25 protein-coding genes are annotated in these 20688 nt (G+C 63.5%); 16 read left to right on the top strand and 9 right to left on the bottom strand.

Features of this window, described 5'->3' with window-relative positions:
• The first annotated feature begins 3 nt into the window (after window positions 1-3).
• Together dut and CO671_RS16415 are read left to right on the top strand one after the other, a co-directional pair.
• Complete coding sequence (dut, locus tag CO671_RS16420; RefSeq protein ID WP_097606808.1) at window positions 4-474, top strand: dUTP diphosphatase; 471 nt, start codon at window positions 4-6, stop codon at window positions 472-474.
• Window positions 474-1373, top strand: coding sequence for a GNAT family N-acetyltransferase (locus CO671_RS16415; protein ID WP_097606807.1), 900 nt, complete (start codon window positions 474-476; stop codon window positions 1371-1373). Before dut ends, CO671_RS16415 begins: the two co-directional genes overlap by 1 nt.
• Window positions 1374-1387: 14 nt before the next feature.
• Here the strand turns inward: CO671_RS16415 and CO671_RS16410 are convergent, their stop codons facing one another.
• A complete protein-coding gene (locus tag CO671_RS16410) occupies window positions 1388-1852 on the bottom strand; it encodes an Lrp/AsnC family transcriptional regulator (RefSeq protein ID WP_009996823.1) in 465 nt (154 codons plus the stop codon).
• 111 nt (window positions 1853-1963) lie between these two features.
• Here CO671_RS16410 and CO671_RS16405 point away from each other — a divergent pair, with 111 nt between their 5' ends.
• From CO671_RS16405 to cysK, 3 genes are all read left to right on the top strand, one after another.
• Window positions 1964-2866: a DMT family transporter gene (locus tag CO671_RS16405; protein ID WP_097606806.1), complete on the top strand. Its 903-nt coding sequence runs from the start codon at window positions 1964-1966 to the stop codon at window positions 2864-2866.
• Window positions 2867-2982: 116 nt separating this feature from the next.
• A complete protein-coding gene (locus CO671_RS16400) occupies window positions 2983-3600 on the top strand; it encodes a LysE family translocator (RefSeq protein WP_097606805.1) in 618 nt (205 codons plus the stop codon).
• 143 nt (window positions 3601-3743) lie between these two features.
• Window positions 3744-4706 carry a cysteine synthase A gene (gene cysK / locus CO671_RS16395; protein WP_097606804.1) on the top strand — a complete coding sequence of 321 codons (963 nt, stop codon included), beginning with the start codon at window positions 3744-3746 and terminating at the stop codon, window positions 4704-4706.
• Here the strand turns inward: cysK and CO671_RS16390 are convergent.
• From CO671_RS16390 to rsmI, 7 genes are all read right to left on the bottom strand, one after another.
• Window positions 4703-5290, bottom strand: a complete 588-nt coding sequence (locus tag CO671_RS16390; RefSeq protein WP_097606803.1) for a hypothetical protein — start codon at window positions 5288-5290, stop codon at window positions 4703-4705. The genes cysK and CO671_RS16390 overlap by 4 nt on opposite strands.
• Window positions 5291-5369: 79 nt before the next feature.
• Complete coding sequence (locus CO671_RS16385) at window positions 5370-5561, bottom strand: hypothetical protein (RefSeq protein WP_097606802.1); 192 nt, start codon at window positions 5559-5561, stop codon at window positions 5370-5372.
• Between the two features lie 12 nt (window positions 5562-5573).
• Window positions 5574-7106 (bottom strand): YifB family Mg chelatase-like AAA ATPase, encoded by a 1533-nt coding sequence (locus tag CO671_RS16380; protein ID WP_097606801.1) that lies wholly within the window; start codon window positions 7104-7106, stop codon window positions 5574-5576.
• Window positions 7107-7279: 173 nt separating this feature from the next.
• Window positions 7280-8227, bottom strand: coding sequence for a glutathione synthase (gene gshB / locus CO671_RS16375; protein ID WP_097606800.1), 948 nt, complete (start codon window positions 8225-8227; stop codon window positions 7280-7282).
• A gap of 88 nt (window positions 8228-8315) precedes the next feature.
• Window positions 8316-8819, bottom strand: a complete 504-nt coding sequence (locus CO671_RS16370) for a cupin domain-containing protein (protein ID WP_097606799.1) — start codon at window positions 8817-8819, stop codon at window positions 8316-8318.
• 179 nt (window positions 8820-8998) lie between these two features.
• Entirely contained in the window at window positions 8999-9367 is a 369-nt protein-coding gene (locus CO671_RS16365; RefSeq protein WP_097606798.1) for a YraN family protein, read from the bottom strand.
• Window positions 9357-10274 carry a 16S rRNA (cytidine(1402)-2'-O)-methyltransferase gene (rsmI, locus tag CO671_RS16360; protein ID WP_097606797.1) on the bottom strand — a complete coding sequence of 306 codons (918 nt, stop codon included), beginning with the start codon at window positions 10272-10274 and terminating at the stop codon, window positions 9357-9359. The genes CO671_RS16365 and rsmI overlap by 11 nt, the downstream gene beginning before the upstream one ends.
• Before the next feature lie 261 nt (window positions 10275-10535).
• Between rsmI and dnaN the strand changes: the two genes are divergently transcribed.
• From dnaN to CO671_RS33760, 8 genes are all read left to right on the top strand, one after another.
• Window positions 10536-11654: a DNA polymerase III subunit beta gene (gene dnaN, locus CO671_RS16350; protein WP_097606796.1), complete on the top strand. Its 1119-nt coding sequence runs from the start codon at window positions 10536-10538 to the stop codon at window positions 11652-11654.
• A gap of 54 nt (window positions 11655-11708) precedes the next feature.
• Window positions 11709-12620: a DUF72 domain-containing protein gene (locus CO671_RS16345; protein ID WP_170964995.1), complete on the top strand. Its 912-nt coding sequence runs from the start codon at window positions 11709-11711 to the stop codon at window positions 12618-12620.
• A 95-nt stretch (window positions 12621-12715) separates the two neighbouring features.
• Complete coding sequence (gene pmtA, locus CO671_RS16340) at window positions 12716-13315, top strand: phospholipid N-methyltransferase PmtA (RefSeq protein ID WP_064681431.1); 600 nt, start codon at window positions 12716-12718, stop codon at window positions 13313-13315.
• 1 nt (window position 13316) lies between these two features.
• On the top strand, window positions 13317-13898 hold the full coding sequence (locus tag CO671_RS16335) for a histidine phosphatase family protein (RefSeq protein ID WP_097606794.1): 582 nt from the start codon (window positions 13317-13319) through the stop codon (window positions 13896-13898).
• Between the two features lie 6 nt (window positions 13899-13904).
• The gene (pyrF, locus tag CO671_RS16330) at window positions 13905-14612 is read left to right on the top strand and encodes an orotidine-5'-phosphate decarboxylase (protein WP_097606793.1); all 708 of its coding nucleotides are present in this window, start codon (window positions 13905-13907) and stop codon (window positions 14610-14612) included.
• Window positions 14613-14634: 22 nt separating this feature from the next.
• On the top strand, window positions 14635-14922 hold the full coding sequence (locus CO671_RS16325) for a DUF1330 domain-containing protein (protein ID WP_097606792.1): 288 nt from the start codon (window positions 14635-14637) through the stop codon (window positions 14920-14922).
• A gap of 111 nt (window positions 14923-15033) precedes the next feature.
• The gene (locus CO671_RS16320) at window positions 15034-16014 is read left to right on the top strand and encodes a complex I NDUFA9 subunit family protein (protein WP_097606791.1); all 981 of its coding nucleotides are present in this window, start codon (window positions 15034-15036) and stop codon (window positions 16012-16014) included.
• A gap of 281 nt (window positions 16015-16295) precedes the next feature.
• Window positions 16296-16448 (top strand): hypothetical protein, encoded by a 153-nt coding sequence (locus CO671_RS33760; protein ID WP_096771293.1) that lies wholly within the window; start codon window positions 16296-16298, stop codon window positions 16446-16448.
• Between the two features lie 233 nt (window positions 16449-16681).
• On the opposite strand, the gene CO671_RS16310 is transcribed toward CO671_RS33760, so the two are convergent.
• Window positions 16682-17479, bottom strand: a complete 798-nt coding sequence (locus tag CO671_RS16310) for an undecaprenyl-diphosphate phosphatase (RefSeq protein WP_097606790.1) — start codon at window positions 17477-17479, stop codon at window positions 16682-16684.
• Between the two features lie 235 nt (window positions 17480-17714).
• Between CO671_RS16310 and CO671_RS16305 the strand changes: the two genes are divergently transcribed.
• From CO671_RS16305 to CO671_RS16295, 3 genes are read left to right on the top strand one after another with little or no spacing between them, the layout of a single operon-like run.
• On the top strand, window positions 17715-18407 hold the full coding sequence (locus CO671_RS16305; RefSeq protein ID WP_097579452.1) for a glutathione S-transferase family protein: 693 nt from the start codon (window positions 17715-17717) through the stop codon (window positions 18405-18407).
• A 12-nt stretch (window positions 18408-18419) separates the two neighbouring features.
• Window positions 18420-19580, top strand: coding sequence for a tRNA epoxyqueuosine(34) reductase QueG (gene queG, locus CO671_RS16300; protein WP_097606789.1), 1161 nt, complete (start codon window positions 18420-18422; stop codon window positions 19578-19580).
• The gene (locus CO671_RS16295; protein ID WP_097606788.1) at window positions 19571-20440 is read left to right on the top strand and encodes an SDR family oxidoreductase; all 870 of its coding nucleotides are present in this window, start codon (window positions 19571-19573) and stop codon (window positions 20438-20440) included. The genes queG and CO671_RS16295 overlap by 10 nt, the downstream gene beginning before the upstream one ends.
• The last annotated feature ends 248 nt before the right edge of the window (window positions 20441-20688 follow it).

Genomic DNA, 20688 nt, shown 5'->3' with positions numbered 1-20688 from the left:
GCCATGACCATTCATCACGACACGCGCCCGACGCTGAACCTCATCCGCCTGGCCAATGGCGAAGGCCTCGACCTGCCCGCCTATGAAAGCAAGGGAGCGGCCGGCATGGACCTGCGCGCCGCCGTCGACGCGGATGCGCCGCTGACGCTTGCGCCCGGCAAACGGGCGCTGGTGCCGACCGGCTTCATCTTCGAGATCCCCGAAGGGTTCGAAGGCCAGGTGCGGCCGCGCTCCGGCCTTGCCTTCAAGCACGGCATCACCTGCCTGAATTCACCCGGCACCGTCGACAGCGACTATCGCGGCGAGGTGAAGGTGCTGCTCGCCAATCTCGGCGAAGAGGCTTTTGTTATCGAGCGCGGCATGCGCATTGCCCAGATGGTGATCGCGCCGGTGACCCAGGCGCGAGTGGCCGAGATCACCGCGGCAAGCGAAACCGCACGCGGCGCAGGCGGCTTCGGCTCCACCGGCGTGTGATGACGAAGCGCCCCGACAGCGCGGGCCTGACCTTCCGGCAGGATTATTTCGGCGATGCCGCCGGATGGGCGGCGCTTGTCCGCCTGCTCCAGGATATTTTCGGCATCGATATCGGTCCGCTGCAGCAGCTTGGCGGTCCCGATCCCACCAGCATGCCGTTCGGCTGGTTCGATGCCGAGGGCGAGCTTGCGGCCAATCTCTCGGCCTTTGCGCTCCCCTTCGTCCTCAATGGCAGGATCGTCCATGCCGCCGGGCTGCAATCCGGCGCGGTGCGGCCGCAGTGGCGCGGCCGCGGGCTTTATCGCGATCTGACGGTGAAGGCGCTCGACTGGTGCGAGCGGCAGGGCTTCGAAGCCGTCATCCTCTACACCGATAAGCCGTCGCTCTACGAAGCTTACGGATTTCGCGCGATACCACTGAACCGATATGAGGGAACGGCACCTGCCCCCGCGATTGGCGCCACACCCGCTCGGCCGCTTTTGCCGGCGAATGCGGACGATCTCGCCCTGCTGCAAGTGCTGCTGAAAGCACGCAGCCCGGTTTCGACGACGCTCTCGGTGACCGCAAATGCGGCGATGTTTCTCATTAACACGCAGCTCGATCCCGATGTCCGCATCAGCTTCCTGGAAGGCTGCCAGGCCGTCATCGCCTGGAAGATGGATGGGACAGGCCGCTTCAGCCTTCTCGATGTCGTGGCAGCGGAGATCCCGTCGCTTGCCGCGATTCTCGGCGGCCTCGACATTGCCTCGGCGACCGTCGAAGTGCTCTTCCGTCCCGACAAGCTCGGCTGGACGGGCGCGCCGCAGCTGTTTGAAAGCGGCACGGTGCTGATGCTGCGCGGGCTCGGCGACGCCGCCCCGCATTCTCCGGCGATGCTCTCGCCGATGGCGGATTTCTAAGCTGTTTCGTCGATCTATTTCCCACGTGACAGCGGCGGCAGGCGGCGCTTGACCGGCGAGGCTTTGATCATCGCGGTGTTGGTCTCGGCGCGTTCGGCGACCCTGTCCAGGAGGCCGTCGAGTTCCGCCATCGAGCGGATGACCAGGCGGGCGATAAAACAATCCTCGCCGGTCACCTTGTCGCATTCGACGATTTCAGGAATTTCCTGAATGAGGCGCTCGACGATATGCAACTGCCCCGGCAGCGGCCGCACGCGGACGATCGCCTGCAGGGGATAGCCGACCGCGGCGGGATCGAGATCGATGGTGAAGGCCTTGATGACGCCGCGCTCCTCCAGCCGGCGCAGGCGCTCGGCAGCACTCGGCGAGGAAAGCCCCACCTGCTGTGCCAGCTCCTTCAGCGAGATCCGGGCATTGCCGGCCAGCGCTTCGAGAATGGCCTGATCGATTTCATCAAGCGGCTGGGCATCGTTAGGCATGACCGCGTCTTTCCCTTTTATTATTAGGCTGCAGCGATGAAGTCCATTTTTATCCTTATATAATTTCGCTTGTCGCCGCAATATTATCACCCCAGCAAAACGGAGGCGATCATGAGCGGCGATATCAAAAGAGGCACGGCGGAGATGACGGCAGCGATGCTGATCTCGGGGACGATCGGCTGGTTCGTCGTCATGTCGGGCCAGCCGGTCAGCGGCGTCGTTTTCTGGCGCTGCCTGTTCGGCGCCCTCACCCTGCTTGTCATCTGCGGCGCGCTCGGGCTGCTGCGGCCGGGCATCCTCTCGCTGCGCACCTTCGCCATCGCCGTTTTCGGCGGCATCGCCATCGTCGTCAACTGGCTGCTGCTCTTCGCCTCCTATTCGCATGCGACGATCTCGATCGCCACCACCGTCTACAACACCCAGCCCTTCATGCTGCTGGTGCTCGGCGCGCTGTTTCTCGGCGAGAAGATCACCGCCGCCAAGCTGTTCTGGCTGACGCTCGCCTTTGCCGGCATGATGGCGATCGTCCAGGCAAAACCGGGCGGAAGCGGCGATACGTTCGAGAGCTACGGCCTCGGCATCCTGATGGCGCTGGGCGCGGCTTTCTTCTACGCGCTGGCAGCGCTTGCCGCCAAATGGCTGAAGGGCACGCCGCCGCATCTGATCGCGCTGATCCAGGTCGTAACCGGCATGCTGATGCTGGCGCCGATCACGGATTTTTCGCAGCCGCCTCAGGATGCCGGAAGCTGGGCGATCCTCGTTTCCATCGGCGTCGTCCATACCGGGCTGATGTATGTGCTGCTCTACGGCGCCATCCAGCGGCTGCCGACGCATCTGACCGGGGCCTTGTCCTTCCTCTATCCGATCGCCGCGATCCTCGTCGACCGGCTGGCCTTCGGCCACGCGCTGCAGCCGATGCAGATCGCGGGCGCCGCCATCATCCTGCTTGCCGCGGCCGGCATGAACCTCGGCTGGACGCCGCGCTGGCTGCGGCCGCGGGCGCTTCAGGGCTGACCAGAGGAAGGCAGGCACAGGGCGGCAGGCATTTCTTCTGGTGATGGACCCATCAACGCCGGCCGATTGATGGCAAGGCTGACCGGATATAAAACACCGGGAAAAAGGAGCCACACATGAGCCTTGCCGCCTTGCTCGCCTATGCCGGAGCGCTGTTCATCGCAGCCGCCATTCCCGGACCCGGGATTACCGCCATCGTCGCCCGCGCGCTCGGCTCAAATTTCCGCGAGACCTTCTTCATGGGGCTCGGCCTGGTGCTCGGCGACATGACCTATCTCACCGCCGTCATTCTCGGCCTTGCCTTCGTGGCGCAGACTTTTACCGAGGTCTTCCTCGTCATCAAGATCGCCGGTGCCCTCTATCTCGCCTATATTGCCTGGAAACTCTGGACGGCGGGGCTGCTGCCGCAGGACATCGCGGCGAAGAAATCCAGCAATATCGGCCTGTCCTTCCTCTCCGGTCTGCTGGTGACGCTCGGCAATCCAAAGACCATGCTCTTCTATGTCGCGCTGGCGCCGACGCTGATCGATATCGGCAATATCAGCCTCAGCGACTATGCGATGCTGCTTGCCGTCACCTTCGTCGTGCTGATTGCCGTGCTCGTGCCCTATATGCTGCTCGCCTCGCGGGCCCGCACGATGCTGAAACAGCCGCGCGCCCTGCAGACGCTGAACCGGGTTGCGGCCGGCATCCTGGCCGGCACCGCCGCCTTCATCGCCACGCGGGCGGCCTGAAATAAACATCCGCCAAGAAACGGTTTTCAAAGCTTTTTTTCTCCGCCTCCGGCTCCGCCGGCATCAACGTGGGCTGGCCTCATTCGGCCTTTGCCCCTATTCTCCTTTCGATTTCAGGGACCGAAGTCCAAAGGGAGGCACCCATGTCGCACAAGCCCGGCCGCGGCCGCATCTATTCCTCGATCACCGAGACCATCGGCAACACGCCGCTCGTGCGCTTCGACAAGCTGGCGCGGGAAAAGGGCGTGGTGGCCAACCTGATCGGCAAGCTCGAATTCTTCAACCCGATCGCCTCGGTCAAGGACCGCATCGGCGTGGCGATGATCGAAAGCCTGGAAGCGCAGGGCAGGATCACCCCCGGCAAGTCCGTGCTGATCGAGCCGACCTCCGGCAACACCGGCATCGCGCTCGCCTTTGCCGCCGCCGCCAAGGGCTACCGGCTGATCCTCACCATGCCGGAAACCATGTCGGTCGAGCGCCGCAAGATGCTGGCGCTGCTCGGCGCCGAGCTGGTGCTGACCGAGGGCGCCAAGGGCATGAAGGGCGCGATCGCCAAGGCCGAGGAGCTGGCGGAATCGCTTCCCGACGCCATCATTCCGCAGCAGTTCGAAAACCCCGCCAATCCCGAAATCCACCGCAAGACGACCGCCGAGGAAATCTGGAACGACACCGACGGCACGGTCGACATCCTCGTCTCCGGCATCGGCACCGGCGGCACCATCACCGGCGTCGGCCAGGTGCTGAAAAGCCATAAGCCCGAAATCCAGATCATCGCCGTCGAGCCCGCCGATTCCCCTATCCTCTCCGGCGGCAATCCCGGCCCGCACAAAATCCAGGGCATCGGCGCCGGTTTCGCCCCAAAAATCCTCGACACCGGCATCTACGACGAGGTCGTCACCGTCACCAACGACGAGGCCTTCGAACAGGCGCGCCTGGTCGCCAGGCTGGAAGGCGTGCCGGTCGGCATCTCCTCGGGTGCGGCACTGACCGCAGCGATCAAGGTCGGCGTCCGTCCGGAGAATGCCGGCAAGAACATCGTCGTGATCATCCCGTCCTTTGCTGAGCGCTATCTCTCGACGGCATTGTTTGAGGGGCTGGGGAGCTAAAGGTGGCTGGGGCCGGACGATTCCGCCGGCAATTTATCCTGCAGAATATCGGGGCGCTTCGGCGCCCTTTCTTTTGTGCCGTCACCTGCGTTCCAACCGAAGTGGGACGAAAGTTCTGTGGTAGTCCGCAATGACGATGGTCGATGTCCACCTGAGCTCGTTGAATGCAAGTGTTTGCCAACCTTCGCCATGACTTCCGCCAGCGTCGCGGTCAAACGCGTCAGCTCGGTGTGCTCGCTCGTCCGCTCCGGAGCATAGCGCGAAATGAGGTACTCACGCTTTGCTGTCATTGCCTCGAGATGCTGGGCGGTCTTTTTTCTCAGTTTGAGTTTGTCAACGAACGTTGGCTCCGCGAGGTCGTGCAGCCGTCCTCGTATATCCTCTGGAGCAACGCCCTCATGGCGCAGGAAGGCATTTAAGTAGAGTTCGATAGCGTGAATGGCGCACATTCGAGCCGGGGCAATGGATAGTGCAATTTGCTTCTGACCCTTCCTGAATAGGAGTTTGGAAGCGCGAGAGTAGGCATTCGCCAAGTCTAGAACCTCCAATGGGTTGGCATTTGAGCCCGGATATTCGTTACTCATCTACATCCCCGGTAGCCTTTCTCATCCGTCGCCTCCGACCGACCATGTCGAACGGACAGACATTCTTCCCGAAATTTTTTCAGCCGGAGCTAATATTGTAAAGTGCGACGAAATGAGGAGAGGCCTTTACCCCTAACGGATAATCAACACAGAGGGATGCTTCATCGTCCGAGGCAGCTGGAATTTCGCTGAGGGCGACCATCAGCACCAGCGCGCTCGGCAGATTGGTGAGTGGCCCTGAGGACCAATGCGTCAAAATATCTGCGCGCATCCGCGCTTCTTCTCACGCCGCCGCCGTCAGCCTCTCCCCGGCAATCCTGTAAGAAATCGCCTCAGCCAGATGCAGGCGGCCGACCGTCGGTTTGTCGTCGAGGTCGGCCAGGGTGCGGGCGACCTTGAGGACGCGGTGATAGCCGCGAGCGGAGAATTTCATTTTTTCGGCGGCGTCGCGCAAGAGCTGCAGGCCGCCGGCGTCGGGTTCGGCGAGTTTCTCGATCATGGCGGTGGAGCAGCGGGCGTTGGTGCCGATGCCTTTGGCGCCAGCGGCCTCGAAGCGCTCTTGCTGGAATTCGCGGGCGCGGGCGACGCGGCGGGCGACGTCGGCGCTCGCTTCAGCCGCCATCGGGCGGATCAGATCGGCGGCGGAGACGGCGGGCACGTCGATGCGGATATCGATGCGGTCCATCAGCGGGCCGGAGATGCGGGCCTGGTAGTCGCTCATGCAGCGCGGGCCGCGGACGCAGGTGTGGCCGGGCTCGCCGGCCATGCCGCAGCGGCAGGGGTTCATTGCGGCGATCAGCTGGAATTTCGCCGGATAGGAGACGCGGTGATTGGCGCGGGCAATGACGCATTCGCCGCCTTCGAGCGGCTGGCGCAGCGCATCGAGCGCCTGTGGCGTGAATTCCGGAAACTCGTCGAGGAAGAGCACGCCGTGATGGGCAAGCGAGGCTTCGCCGGGCCGGGCGCGGATGCCGCCGCCGACCAGCGCCGCCATGGTGGCGGAATGATGCGGGGTGCGGAAGGGCCGGCGATCGGAGAGCTTGCCGCCGGAAAGCTCACCGGCGATCGAATGGACCATCGACACCTCAAGCAGCTCGGCCGCCGAAAGCGGCGGCAGGATCGACGGCAGCCTTGCCGCCAGCATCGATTTGCCGGAGCCGGGAGGCCCGACCATCAACAGATTATGGCCGCCGGCGGCCGCCACTTCGAGGGCGCGCTTGGCGCTTTCCTGGCCCTTGATCTCGGCAAGATCCGGCAGGTTGGCGGCATTGGCGCGGATCGACGCCTCCGGCCGCGACAGTACCTGGGTGCCGCGGAAATGATTGGCAAGGGCAATCAGGCTGCGCGGGGCGAGGATATTAACGTCGGCGCCGGCCCAAGCGGCCTCGGCGCCGCTTTCGGCCGGGCAGATCAGCCCCTTGCCAAGCGCATTGGCGCCGATGGCGGCCGGCAGCGCGCCTGCAATGGCGGCGATCGTGCCGTCGAGATTGAGCTCGCCGACGACAACATAATCCGACAGCGCATCGGCGGGAATGGCGCCGAGCGCCGCCATCAAGGCCAGTGCGATCGGCAGGTCGAAGTGCGAGCCTTCTTTCGGCAGGTCTGCCGGCGCCAGATTGACGGTCACCCGCTTGGCCGGCAGCGCCAGGCCGGAGGCGTGAAGGGCGGCCTGCACCCGCTCGCGGCTTTCGGCCACCGCCTTGTCGGGCAGGCCGACGATCTGCATGCCGATCTTGCCGGGCGCGATCATGACCTGGACCTCGACCGGCACTCCTTCTATGCCCTGGAATGCCACCGTACTGACACGCGCGACCATATGCCCATCCCCTGCCCGCAAACTCTTATACCGCCCGCAACCGTTCAGGGCCACCGGTTGCAATCTGGCACGGAAGCAGGAATAAAACAAGAACGATAAAGGAACGTTTTCGGATATGAATGGTGACCGGGGTTGTACCCGGTCACAGCAGGCGTGGGGCTGGAGCCGCAGGCTCAGCCGCGCTTGCGCTCGATCGCATCCCAGAGCAGGGCTGCGATATCGGCGCCGCCGAACTTCTTGACCTCGCGGATGCCGGTCGGCGAGGTGACGTTGATCTCGGTCATGTAATCGCCGATCACGTCGATGCCGACGAGCAGGAAGCCGCGCTCACGCAATGCCGGGCCGATCCGTTCGCAGATTTCCTTTTCGCGCGGCGTCAGCTCGGTCGCCTCGGCGCGGCCGCCGACATGCATGTTGGAGCGGCTGTCATGCTCGGCCGGGACGCGGTTGATGGCGCCGGCGAATTCGCCGTCGACCAGGATGATGCGCTTGTCGCCCTTGCGCACGTCGGGCAGATATTGCTGGGCGATGAAGGGCTCGCGGAACATCTGGCCGAACATCTCCAGCAGCGAGGAGAGATTGCGGTCGTCGCGGGTCGAATGGAAGACGCCAGCGCCGCCATTGCCGTAGAGCGGCTTCAGGATGATGTCGCCCATCTCGTCGCGGAAGCGGCGGATTTCGGCCGGGTCCTTGGTGATCAACGTCTTCGGCATCAGGTCGGAAAATTCGGTGACGAAGATCTTCTCCGGCGAATTGCGCACCCAGGCAGGATCGTTGACGACGAGCGTCTTCGGGTGGATGCGCTCGAGCAGATGCGTCGAGGTGATATAGGCCATGTCGAAGGGCGGATCCTGGCGCAGCAGCACCACATCCATGGTGGAGAGATCGACACGCTCGGGCGCGCCGAGCTCGAAGTGATCGCCCTTGACGTCGCGCAGCAGCATCGGCTCGACGCTGGCAAAGAGCTTGCCGTCGCGGAAGCTCAGCCGGTCGGGGGTGTAATGGAAGAGCCGGTAGCCGCGCGCCTGGGCTTCCAGGCTCATGGCGAAGGTGGAGTCACCTGCGATATTGATGCCGGCGACATGATCCATCTGGACCGCTACATTGGTGATCTTGGCCATTTCCGTCCCTCGCTGAATGCCGGACAGATGTAGGTCGGCCCGGTATCAAACGCAACGGTCAATCAAGGCCTGCCGCCGCCACCATTGGTCAGGCGGCGATCCCCTGGTTGCCGTTGTTGCGCAGCAGGTTGCGCAGGCGATAGGCGATCGCCAGGGGCTTCGGGAAGGGCTTGCGCAGGAAGGCGACCTTGCGGACGTAATTGTCGACCCGCCAGCTTGCCCAGGTTCCGCCGGCGAAAAAGGCGACGTCGCCGGCGCACAAGGTTCGTTCGGTGCCGTCCTCGGCGGTGATATGGACCTCGCCTTCGAGGATCATCACCGTCTCGTCCCAGCCGAAATACCAGCGGAATTCGCCCGCCGTGCAGTCCCAGATCGCCGTCAGCGAGGCCTCGTCATGGCCGCGCGAATGTTCGGCGGTGCGCGCTTGCGGGTTGCCGCTGACGATCCAGTCGGGATTGATCGGCGTGGATTTCAGCGGCAGCAGGTCGCTTGCATGCGCGATGAAGGATTTCCCGGCCGGCTTCGCCACGGCATAAGGCACCGAACGCACGGCCATGGCGACCGCACTTGCAAACATCAGCTTCCAGGCCATGAAACAACCCCCAATCATTACCCCTAAAGATCTTTGTTTTTATGCATGTCGTTATCCCGGAACCGCGGCGCACTTCCGGGCGACATGCATTGCGATTGCGATAGCAGAGAGTCGTAAGAAGCTGGTTCAAACCGGAACTAAAATTTTAACGATCCGAAAGCCCGCCGGACTGGGAATGACTAAAAAGCGTCCTGAAAATGGCGCGGCAGACGGCCGGGCGTGACCGCGACAATATCGTAGCGCTGGGAAAGACGGGCCTGATCGGCCTGGCGGGCGAGCCAGAGATCACTTGCCGCCCGTATCCGCTTCTGCGCGGCAGCGGAGACGGCGTCGACGGCCGCCGCCTCGCCATGGCGGGCCTTGACCTCGACGAAGACGGCGAGATCGCCCTTGCGGGCGACGATATCGATCTCGCCGAGCCGGGTGCGGTGGCGCAGCGCCAGGATGCGATAGCCTTTCAACATCAGGAAGACGGCGGCGACATACTCCGACATCAGGCCGCGGCGCAGCGCCTTTCTTCTGATGGCGGTGAGGTCGTTATCGCCCATCGGCGCCCTTCATTTCCAAGAGGCGCTGATAGAGCACCTTGCGCGGCAGGCCGGTGAGACGGGCGGCCTCGGTGGCGGCCTTTGCCGTCGGCATCGACTTCGAGAGATCCGCCAGCACCGCCTCGACGTCGGCCTCCGGCGTTTCCACCGGCTGCGGCGGACCGACGACGAGAACGATCTCGCCCTTGACGTTGTCCACCTCCTGGTAATGGGCGGCGAGCTCGGCCAGCGTGCCGCGGCGGAATTCCTCATAGGTCTTGGTCAGCTCGCGGCAGACGGAGGCCGGCCGCGTGGCGCCCAGCACATCGGCGGCAGCGAGAAGCGTGGCGCCGATGCGATGCGGCGATTCAAAGAAGATCAGCGTCGCGGGGGCTGCGGCAAGTTCGCCGAGGCGGTCGCGGCGGGCCTTATCCTTGGCCGGCAGAAAACCGGCGAAAAGGAAGGCGTCGTTCGGCAGGCCGGAGCCGACAAGGGCTGCAAGCGGCGCCGAGGCGCCGGGGATGGGGACGACACGATAACCGGCGGCGATCGCCTGCTGCGCCAGCCGGTAGCCGGGGTCGGAAACCAAAGGCGTGCCGGCATCCGACACCAGCGCCACCGACCGGCCGGCCTCCAGCGCCTGGAGGAGCCGCGGCCCCGCCTCATCGGCATTGTGCTCGTGATAGGCGAAAGGGCGGTTCTGGATGCCGTAGCGGTCGAGCAGAACGCGGGTGACGCGCGTATCTTCGCAGGCGAGAACGTCGGCGCCGGCCAGCGTTTCCAGCGCGCGCAGCGTGATGTCGCCGAGATTGCCGATCGGCGTGGCGACGAGATAGAGCGCCGGCTCCAGCGGCCGCGCCGGCACCGCCATATTGTGCAGGCGGAAGCTTCGCCGCGTGGCCGCCTCCGCCGTCGTTTCCTCGCTCATGCCGTTTACTTTCGTCCCGCCGTCGTCGAACCCTTATGGGGGAACCTTTATGGGCGAGCCGCACCGCTTCGGCAAGGGTTCGGATTTCTGTGAGGATTGCTCCGGAAAACCTGAAATGCGGGCCTTCCACCGCCCATGCCTCTTGCAAACCGGTGCTGAAGTCTGCCATTTTGCCCGTCCACTCCCCCGACCTCAATCGGGAAAGCATTCTTCGGGTGCTCGATGCGCCCGGACAGTCACGGTCGAAAGCGGTAGCATCCCATGCGTATTACTATTGAGCGGTCAAACCTGTTGAAATCGCTGAACCACGTCCACCGCGTGGTCGAACGTCGCAATACGATCCCGATCCTGTCCAACGTACTGCTCAAGGCCGACGGCCAGAACCTCGACATGAAGGCGACCGACCTCGACCTCGAGATCACCGAGGCGACACCTGCCAGCGTCGAGCAGGCCGGCGCCACCACCGTTCCCGCCCATCTTCTCTACGATATCGTGCGCAAACTTTCGGACGGCTCGGAAGTGCTGCTGGCGACCAGCACCGACGGCGGCTCGATGACGGTGCAGTCCGGCCGCTCGAAATTCTCGCTGCAATGCCTGCCGGAATCCGATTTCCCGGATCTGACCGCCGGCACCTTCACCCATTCCTTCAAGCTGAAGGCGAGCGATCTGAAGATGCTGATCGACCGCACCCAGTTCGCGATTTCGACGGAAGAGACGCGGTATTACCTCAACGGCATCTTCTTCCACACGATCGAGAGCAAGGGCGAGCTGAAGCTCAGGGCGGTGGCGACCGACGGCCACCGGCTGGCGCGCGCCGATGTCGATGCGCCCGCCGGCTCCGAGGGCATGCCCGGCATCATCATTCCGCGCAAGACGGTCGGGGAACTGCAGAAGCTGGTCGACAATCCGGAAGCGATCGTCACCGTCGAAGTTTCCGACGCCAAGATCCGCATGACGATCGGCTCGATCGTGCTGACCTCGAAGCTGATCGACGGCACCTTCCCGGACTATCAGCGCGTCATCCCGACCGGCAACGACAAGGAAATGCGCGTCGACTGCACGAGCTTCGCCCAGGCCGTCGACCGCGTCTCGACGATTTCATCCGAGCGCGGCCGCGCCGTGAAGCTGGCGCTGTCCGAGGGGCAGCTGATGCTCACCGTCAACAATCCCGATTCCGGCAGCGCCACGGAAGAAGTCGCCGTCGGCTACGACACGGATGCGATGGAAATCGGCTTCAATGCCAAATACTTGCTCGACATCACCGCGCAGCTTTCCGGCGAGGAAGCGATCTTCCTGCTGGCCGATGCCGGCTCCCCGACGCTGATCCGCGACACGGCCGGCGACGATGCCCTTTACGTGCTGATGCCGATGCGCGTCTGACGGGAACGAAGGCCGCCTGCCGTTGTTTTCCTCCTGTCAGAACGGGAGGATCTCCTGATGAAAAAGACCGGAACGGTGCGCATCGGCATATCCGGCTGGACCTATGCGCCCTGGCGCGGCCAATTTTATCCCAAGGGTCTGCCACAGAAGCAGGAGCTTTCTTACGCCGCCCGCCACTTCCCGTCGATCGAGATCAACGGCACCTTCTACAGCCTGCAGCGGTCGACAAGCTTCGGCCGCTGGCGCGACGAGACGCCGGAGGATTTCGTCTTCGCGGTCAAGGGCCCGCGCTTCATCACCCATATGCTGCGGCTCAGGGATATCGAAACGGCGCTCGCCAATTTCCTCGCCTCCGGCCTGCTGCGGCTCGGCCCCAAGCTCGGGCCGATCCTCTGGCAGTTCCCGCCGAACATGGCCTTCGATGCCGATCTGTTCGAAAATTTCCTGGCGCTGCTGCCGCACGATGGGGAAGCAGCGACAGCGCTCGCCAAGCGTCATGACGGGCACGTCAAGGGACGCGCCTGGCTTAAGAGTGATGAGCGCCAGCCGATCCGCCACGCCTTCGAAATACGCCATGACAGCTTCCGCTCTCCCGCCTTCATCGAGATGCTCAGGCGTCACAACGTCGCGCTCGTCTGCGCCGACACGGTGGAATGGCCGCTGTTGATTGATATCACCGCCGATTTCCTCTATTGCCGCCTGCATGGTTCCGAACAGCTCTATGTCAGCGGCTATGAGGATGAAGCGCTCGATCTGTGGGCGGAGCGTGTCCGCGTCTGGGCACAGGGCGGAGAACCTGAGAATGCGACGCGGGTGCTTGCGCCCCTGCCGTCGTGCAAGAAGGGCCGCGACGTCTATCTCTATTTCGACAATACCGACAAGAAGCTGCGCGCGCCCGTCGACGCCGCTCGCCTCAGCGAAAGGCTTGCCGATCTCATGCCTCGTTCCGACCGAAGGGCGGCATGAGCTGTTGATGCCGATGTCCTCGTTGCGAAAATCCTTGTCCTGGCAGCGACAAGCAGCATATTAACACAGTCGATCAACGTGCGGATGGGTGGAGAATGCGTTTAAGGGTCAAGGTGAAGGAACATTTCGGGAAGAGATTCGATGAGGAGATCCGCTTTTTCCGCGGCATGATGCAGGGGCCGAAGACGGTGGGCTCGATCGTGCCGACCTCCTCGATCACCGCCAAGCGCATGGCCAGCGTCATCGATATGCATTCGGGGCTGCCGGTCCTCGAACTCGGGCCGGGCACAGGCGCTATCACCAAAGCGATCCTCGGCCGCGGCGTGAAGCCGGACAATCTGGTGGCGATCGAATATTCGACGGATTTCCACCAGCACCTGCTGCGAACCTATCCCGGCGTGCACTTCATCAACGGCGACGCCTTCGATCTCCAGACGACGCTTGGCGCCTTCGCCGACCAGACGTTCGATTGCGTCATCTCCTGCATTCCGATGCTGAACTTTCCGATGGCGATGCGCGTCGCGCTGCTGGAAAGCCTGCTCGACCGCCTGCCGCCCGGCCGGCCGGTGGTGCAGATCTCCTATGGCGCGATCTCGCCGATCGCCGCCAATCCCGATCGTTACCATATCCAGCATTTCGACTTCGTCATGCGCAACATTCCTCCGGCACAGCTCTGGATCTATAAGCGCGGCTGAGATGTTCGGGCTCTATATCACCCATCCGCAAGTCAAGATCGATGCCAACGTGCCGGTGCCGAAATGGGGTCTTTCCGATGTCGGCGCGGCGCGTGCGCGCAAAGCGGCCGAGAGCGGCTGGGCCAGGCAATTGCGGCGCATCGTCTCCAGCGACGAGACCAAGGCGATCGAGACGGCCGAAATCCTGGCGGAAGCCTCCGGCGTGACGATCGAGATCGTCCACGGCATGCATGAGAACGACCGTTCGGCCACCGGCTTCCTGCCGCCGCCGCAATTCGAAGAAGCGGCCAACTGGTTCTTCGCGCATCCGGAAGAAAGCTTCAAGGGCTGGGAGCGCGCCGTCGACGCGCAGGCCCGCATCGTCGAGGCGGTCGACGCCGTTCTCGCCACCCATGATGCGGCAGCGCCGATCGCCTTCGTCGGCCATGGCGGCGTCGGCACGCTGCTCAAATGCCGTCTGGCCGGCCGGCCGATCGGCCGTGACCGCGACCAGCCGGGCGGCGGCGGCAATCTCTATGCTTTCGGCCTTGCGGACCGCCGCTTATCATGCGACTGGACACCCATCGAAGACTGGCGGGGGTGAGTTGCAATGGACGCACGCGAGCGGTTGATCGTCGGCCTTGATGTTCCGACGGTCGGTGAGGCGGAAAAACTGGTTTCCACGCTCGGCGACGACATTCTCTTCTACAAGATCGGCTATCAGCTGGTCTTTGCCGGCGGGCTGGAATTCGCCCGTGACCTTGCCGCAAGCGGCAAGAAGATCTTTCTCGACATGAAGCTGCTCGACATCGACAACACTGTCGCCTCGGGCGTCGAAAACATCGCCAGGATGGGCATGTCGATGCTGACGCTGCATGCCTATCCCAAAGCGATGCGGGCGGCGGTCGAGGCTGCGGCCGGCTCCGGCCTCTGCCTGCTCGGCGTGACGGTACTGACGTCGATGGATGCCGAGGATCTTGCCGAGGCCGGCTACAGCCAGGATCCGCACAGCCTGGTGCTGCGCCGCGCCGCACAGGCGCGTGCCGCCGGCATGGGCGGCATCGTCTGCTCGGCGGCGGAGGCGGCCGAAGTGCGCGAGATCGTCGGCCCTGACATGGCAATCGTCACCCCCGGCATTCGCCCGACCGGCAGCGACCATGGCGACCAGAAGCGGGTGATGACGCCTTTCGACGCATTGAAGGCGGGGGCGACCCACCTCGTCGTTGCCCGTCCGATCGTCAAGGCGCCCGATCCCAGAGAGGCCGCCCGCGCCGTCCTCAACGAAATGGTGGGCGCGCTCTGGCCGGCAAACCGCTGACAAGAACCAAAGGGAGAAGATCATGGCCAAGGGATATTGGATTGCCCGCGTCGATGTTCGCGATGCCGAGCACTACAAGGATTATGTGGCGGCGGCCAAGCCCGCCTTCGAAAAATACGGCGCGAATTTCCTGGCGCGCGGCGGCGCGATCACCGAGCTCGAAGGCAAGGCGCGCGCTCGCAATGTCGTGATCGAATTCCCCTCGATGCAGCATGCCGTCGACTGCTATAATTCGCCGGAATACCAGATCGCCGCCAAAATCCGCCAGGAAGCGGCGGATGCGGAAATGGTCGTCGTCGAAGGCGTCTGAAGCACCCTCGCATCCGCAAAACTCGGCGCGCGATGGGCCTTCCCGTAGCGCTGGGATTGGGCTAAGACGGTGCCGATACAGCATCCCGCACAGCCTTTCGAGGAGCCTGCCATGACCCTTGCCAACCTGCCGCCGCTCGTCACCGTGTTCGGAGGGTCCGGCTTCGTGGGCAGGCACGTGGTTGGGGCGCTGGCCAAGCGCGGTTATCGCATCCGTGTCGCCGTGCGCCGCCCGGATCTCGCCGGTTTCCTGCAGCCGCTCGGCAATGTCGGCCAGATCTCCGTCGTGCAGGCGAACCTGCGTTATCGCAACTCGATCGACCGCGCCGTCGACGGTGCAAGCCACGTCGTCAACTGCGTCGGCATTCTGCACGAGACCGGCCGCAATACCTTCGACGCCGTGCAGGAGTTCGGCGGCCGCGCAGTCGCCGAGGCGGCGCGCAATGCCGGTGCGAGCCTCGCCCATATTTCGGCGATCGGCGCCAATGCCAATTCCGATTCGGACTATGGCCGCACCAAGGGCCGGGCCGAAACCGCCATCCTTTCCATCAAGCCCGATGCGGTGATCTTCCGTCCCTCGATCGTCTTCGGGCCGGAAGACAGCTTCTTCAACAAGTTTGCCGACATGGCCCGCATGTCGCCGGTCCTGCCGCTGGTCGGCGGCGGCAAGACGAAATTCCAGCCTGTGTATGTTGAGGATGTCGCCGAGGCCGTCGCCCGCGCCGTCGACGGCAAGGTCGCCTGCGGCAAGGTCTATGAACTTGGCGGGCCGGAGGTGCTGAGCTTCCGCGAATGTCTCGAGATGATGCTGAAGGTCACGAGCCGCAAGAACTCGTTCATCTCCCTGCCCTTCGGCGTGGCGTCGCTGATCGGCAGCATCGCTTCCCTGGTCCCCTTCGTGACGCCGCCGATCACGCCGGACCAAGTGCGCCTGCTCAAGCGCGACAACGTCGTCTCGGCAGAAGCCGAAGCGGAAGGCCGCACCCTGCAGGGTCTCGGTATCGCACCCACCATGCCGGCGTCGGTGCTCGATTCCTATCTGGTGCAGTATCGCCCGCACGGCCAATATACCGGCTCCGGCAAGGCCGCCTGAGCAATTCGAGCCTTCGACGCAACGCCGTTCGCGCATCCCGCGGACGGCGTTTTTTCGTGCTTGTTTGAAGCAAAGCCGGCGCAAGTTTGAAATGTTGTTGTGCCGGTCACATCAAGTGCAGTTGCATAAAAGACGCAGCGGAAATTTTGTGGAATTAACGCCAAATTTAGCAGGAACGTTTATTGCTATTTGCCATTCCACTGACTACCAAACCCCGCGCGTCTCCAATGGACTCGACGCCTGCGAAAGCGTGCGGAAATCACTGTGAAAGGCAATACTCGATGGGCAAGTCAATCGCGCTCCTGTTTGCGTGTGCGGCGCTGGTTATCCTTGCAGGCTCCTTCGTTGCGTCCGGTTCGGTCGCAGCGGTAAAGGGCGGCTGCTCGCCGGCCTACGGCGTCGATCCTTGCTCGACGGCTTCGATCAATCATTGACGAAAGGCCGGGCCTCGGCGCCGGTCTCATAAAGACAAACAGCGGCCGGAGCGTCTGAATCAGGACGCTTCCGATGACCGCCCCGTCTTACCCGCTTGAAAAGCAGCGGACGCTACTCTCAGATATTGCCAGCAGCAAGTTTGCGCCTGCCGAGCTCAATTCAGTTCGCGACATCCGGCAGGCGATTGCATTCGCGCCTGGGAGATGCGCGAATGCAATGCGGTGGAGATGGCTCAGGCGATCAAGCCGGTTGCGGCCATGCCGAGCAGCAGCACGCCGAGAATGATGCGGTAGATAGCGAACAGCGTGAAACGGTTGCTCCTGATATAGGCGAGCAGCCATTTGACGGCGATGAAGGCGACGATCGTCGAGACGATGAAGGCGATGGCGAGCGCCGTCCAGTCTTCGCCTGCCGCGCCGCCGTCCTTGAAGGTCTTCAGCAGTTCATAGCCGCTTGCGGCATACATGGTCGGGATGCCGACGAGAAAGGCGAATTCGGTCGCTGCGGCGCGATTGCCGGTACCGGCCAGCATGGCGACGAAAATCGTAGCGCCTGAGCGCGAGGTTCCCGGGAAGACGCCGGCAACGATCTGGGCGATGCCGACCAGGATGGCGACGAGCCAGGTGACCTCTTTATGAGGCGGCTTACGGGCAGCGGCCCATTCGGCAAAAATCATCCAGATGCCGCCGATGATCAACGCCCAGGCGATCGGCGTCGCGGTCTCCGGCAATTCGTAGCCGAGTCTCTTGACGACGAAGCCGAGGATTGCGGTGATGAGAAAGGCGACGATCAGCTTGGCGGCATAGTCGCGGTTCGCCGGCTCCCGCCAGCCCAGCACCAGATCCAGCAGGCGGCGCCAGTAAATGATGGTGACGGCCAGGATGGCGCCGGCCTGGATGACGATGTTGAACATGTCCGACCGGTGGCCAAGCCATTGCTCCACAATGATGAGATGGCCGGTGCTCGAGATCGGCAGAAACTCGGTGATCCCCTCGACGACCCCAAGAATGGCGGCATTGATATAATCCATAAATTGTCTCCGGTTTAAAGGTCAGTCGGACTTGAACAGCGCTTGAGCCGATCAGGCGCTGCATCTATCCTCATTCGCAAGACGGTTGTTTGTCCCTTGTCAGATGGCGTGAAAGCCGATTCGCTTGTATTGGCCGGGCCAAGCTCCTATAGCTTCAACCAATGAGTCATGACTAGGGCGCTATAAACGAGCTGCCGCACAGTCCTGTAACAGCAATCATAAAGCCCGAGTATCGATGCCCACGCTTTATCATCATCCCATGTCATCCGCATCTCGCTTCGTCCGGCTGATCCTGGCGGAATACGGCTATCAGGCGGATCTGATCGAGGAGCAGACATGGGAGAAGCGCCGGGATTTCCTGGCGCTCAATCCGGCCGGCACGCTGCCGGTCTATGTCGACGACAGCATGCGCGCGCTCTGCGGCGCGAGCGTCATTTCCGAATATCTGGACGAGACGCACGGCGTGTTGAAGCGCGACCGGCGGCTGCTCGCCGAGGACCCTTTCCAGCGGGCGGAAATTCGCCGGCTGGCCGAATGGTTCATGCAGAAAATGGAAAACGACGTGACCAAGCCGCTCGCGCGCGAGCGTGTCTACAAGTTGCAGATGACCGCCGATCAGGGCGGCGGAGCACCGGATTCGAAGATTTTGCGCACGGCCCGCGCGAATATCCGCCAGCATATGCGTTATCTGACCTGGCTCGCCGGGTCGCGCCAATGGCTGGCGGGCGAACGGATGAGCTATGCCGATCTCGCCGCCGCCGCCTCGATCTCGATCCTCGATTATCTCGGCGAAATCGACTGGGCCGACGCCCCTGTCGTCAAGGAATGGTATCAGCGGCTGAAGTCGCGCCCCTCCTTCCGGCCGATGCTGACCGAGCGCGTGCGCGGCCTGACCCCGGTTTCGCACTATGCCGATCTGGATTTCTGACGAGGGCTTTTCATGCCCGAAAATGATGACAAAGAGCGCCGCCGCCGCGACAATTTGACCGAGTTCGTCCGGGCGGAATCCGCCGCCAAGGGCTTCGATCTCTGCCGCATCACCCGCCCGGACGCCATCCCTGAAGCGAAGCAGCGCCTCGGCGAGTTCATCGATGCCGGACGCCACGGAACGATGGAGTGGATGGCGGAGACGCGCGAGCGGCGCGGTGATCCGCTGACGCTCTGGAGCGAGGTGCGGTCCGTCGTCGTCTTCGGCCTCAACTACGCGCCCGAGGAGGATCCGCGCGGCATCCTCGGCAAGCCGGACAAGGCGGCAATCTCCGTCTATGCCCGCAACCGCGATTATCACGACATCATCAAGGGCCGGCTGAAGGAGATCGCCACGCGTTTTGCGGCGCGGGCCGGCGCTGACGTGAAAGTGTTCGTCGATACCGCGCCGGTTATGGAAAAACCGCTGGCGGCGGCCGCCGGCCTCGGCTGGCAGGGCAAACATACCAATCTCGTCAGCCGCACGCATGGGTCCTGGCTGTTTCTCGGCAGCATGTTCACCACGGCCGATCTTGCGCTCGACGCGCCGGAGGCCGATCATTGCGGCTCCTGCCGCGCCTGCCTCGACATCTGTCCGACGGCTGCCTTTCCCGCACCTTACCAGATCGATGCGCGCCGCTGCATCTCCTATCTCACCATCGAGCACAAGGGGCCGATCGACCCCGATCTCAGGCCGCTGATCGGCAATCGCATCTATGGCTGCGACGACTGTCTTGCCGCCTGTCCCTGGAACAAGTTCGCAGCCTCCGCCTCCGAAATGAAGCTCAGGGCCCGGGAAGATATGAAGGAACCGTCGATCAGCTTTCTGCTGACGCTCGACGATGCCGCCTTCCGTACCTTCTTCAGCGGTTCGCCGGTGAAGCGGATCGGCCGCGACCGCTTCATCCGCAACGTGCTGATCGCCGCCGGCAATTCCGGCGAGAGGGCGCTCATCGCACAATGCCGCCTCCTCGCCGGCGATCCCTCGCCGGTGGTGCGCGGCATGGCGGTCTGGGCACTTTCCCAGCTGCTGGAGGCTGGCGAATTCTCGGCCTTTGCCGCACAAAGGGTCGATGAGCGCGACGACGACGTATTGACCGAATGGCGGCTGGCAGGAGTGGACCGATGCATGTGATGATCTTTGGCTGCGGCTATTCCGGCACGGCGATCGCAAAGGCCTTCGCGGGCCAGGATGTGCGCGTGTCCGGAACCACGCGCTCGGCCGACAAGATGGAGGGGTTGCGCGCTGGCGGCATCGACGCGTTCCTGTTCGACGGCGAGACCATGGACGAGGACTTAGGCCGCGCGCTGGAGAGCGTCACCCATCTCGTGCAGTCGATCGCGCCCGGAAAGGCCGACCCGCTGCTGCGACTGTTGGGCGAAGACAGCGCCCGTCTCCTGCCCCGGCTCGAATGGATCGGCTATCTCTCGACGGTCGGCGTCTATGGCGATCACAGGGGCGCGTGGGTGAGCGAGGAAACGCCCTGCGTGCCCGTTTCCGGACGATCAAAAGAGCGGCTCGAGGCCGAACAGGGCTGGCTGGCGATGGGCCGGGAGCGCGGTGTGCCGGCGGCGGTGCTGCGTCTTTCCGGCATTTACGGGCCCGGGCGCAACGCCTTCTGCAATCTCGACAAGGGCACGGCGCGACGCCTGATCAAGAAGGACCAGGTTTTCAACCGCATCCGCGTCGAAGATATCGGCGCGGCGACCCGCTTCCTGTCGGAACGCGGTCTCGGCGGCATCTATAATGTCACCGACGACCGGCCCGGCCCGCCGCAGGATGTGATCGTCGAGGCGGCACGCCTGATGGGCGTCGAACCGCCGCCGGAACAGGCGTTCGAAACCGCAGAACTGACGCCGATGGCACGCACCTTCTACGGTGAGAACAAGCGCGTTTCGAACGCGAAACTCAAGAAGGCGGGCTTCGGATTCTCTTTCCCGACCTACCCGATGTCGCTTGCGCAATTGTGGCAGGACGGACGCTGGCGCGGCTAGAGCCTTTCCTGGTTAGATTGAAGCATTCTGTTGGCTCAAACGGAGTCGGATGGTCGACCGGCCTGCGCGTGTCGTAGCCAAGCTCTACGGCCAAGCCGGCCGGTCGATCAGCCGGGCCGTTTCAGCCAACCCTCCCGCAGATTTGCCAGGCAAATCTGCAAGGTTCAAAAGCGCCGGACGCACTTATCGCTTCGCCATAGCGAAGCGGTGCGGCCGGTGGGCCGGGCATCTTTTCGCCAGGATCAGAG

The organism is Rhizobium sp. M10, from assembly GCF_002531955.1.
In the GTDB taxonomy this organism is placed as follows: domain Bacteria; phylum Pseudomonadota; class Alphaproteobacteria; order Rhizobiales; family Rhizobiaceae; genus Rhizobium; species Rhizobium etli_C.
This window is presented reverse-complemented; position numbering and strand designations above follow the sequence as displayed.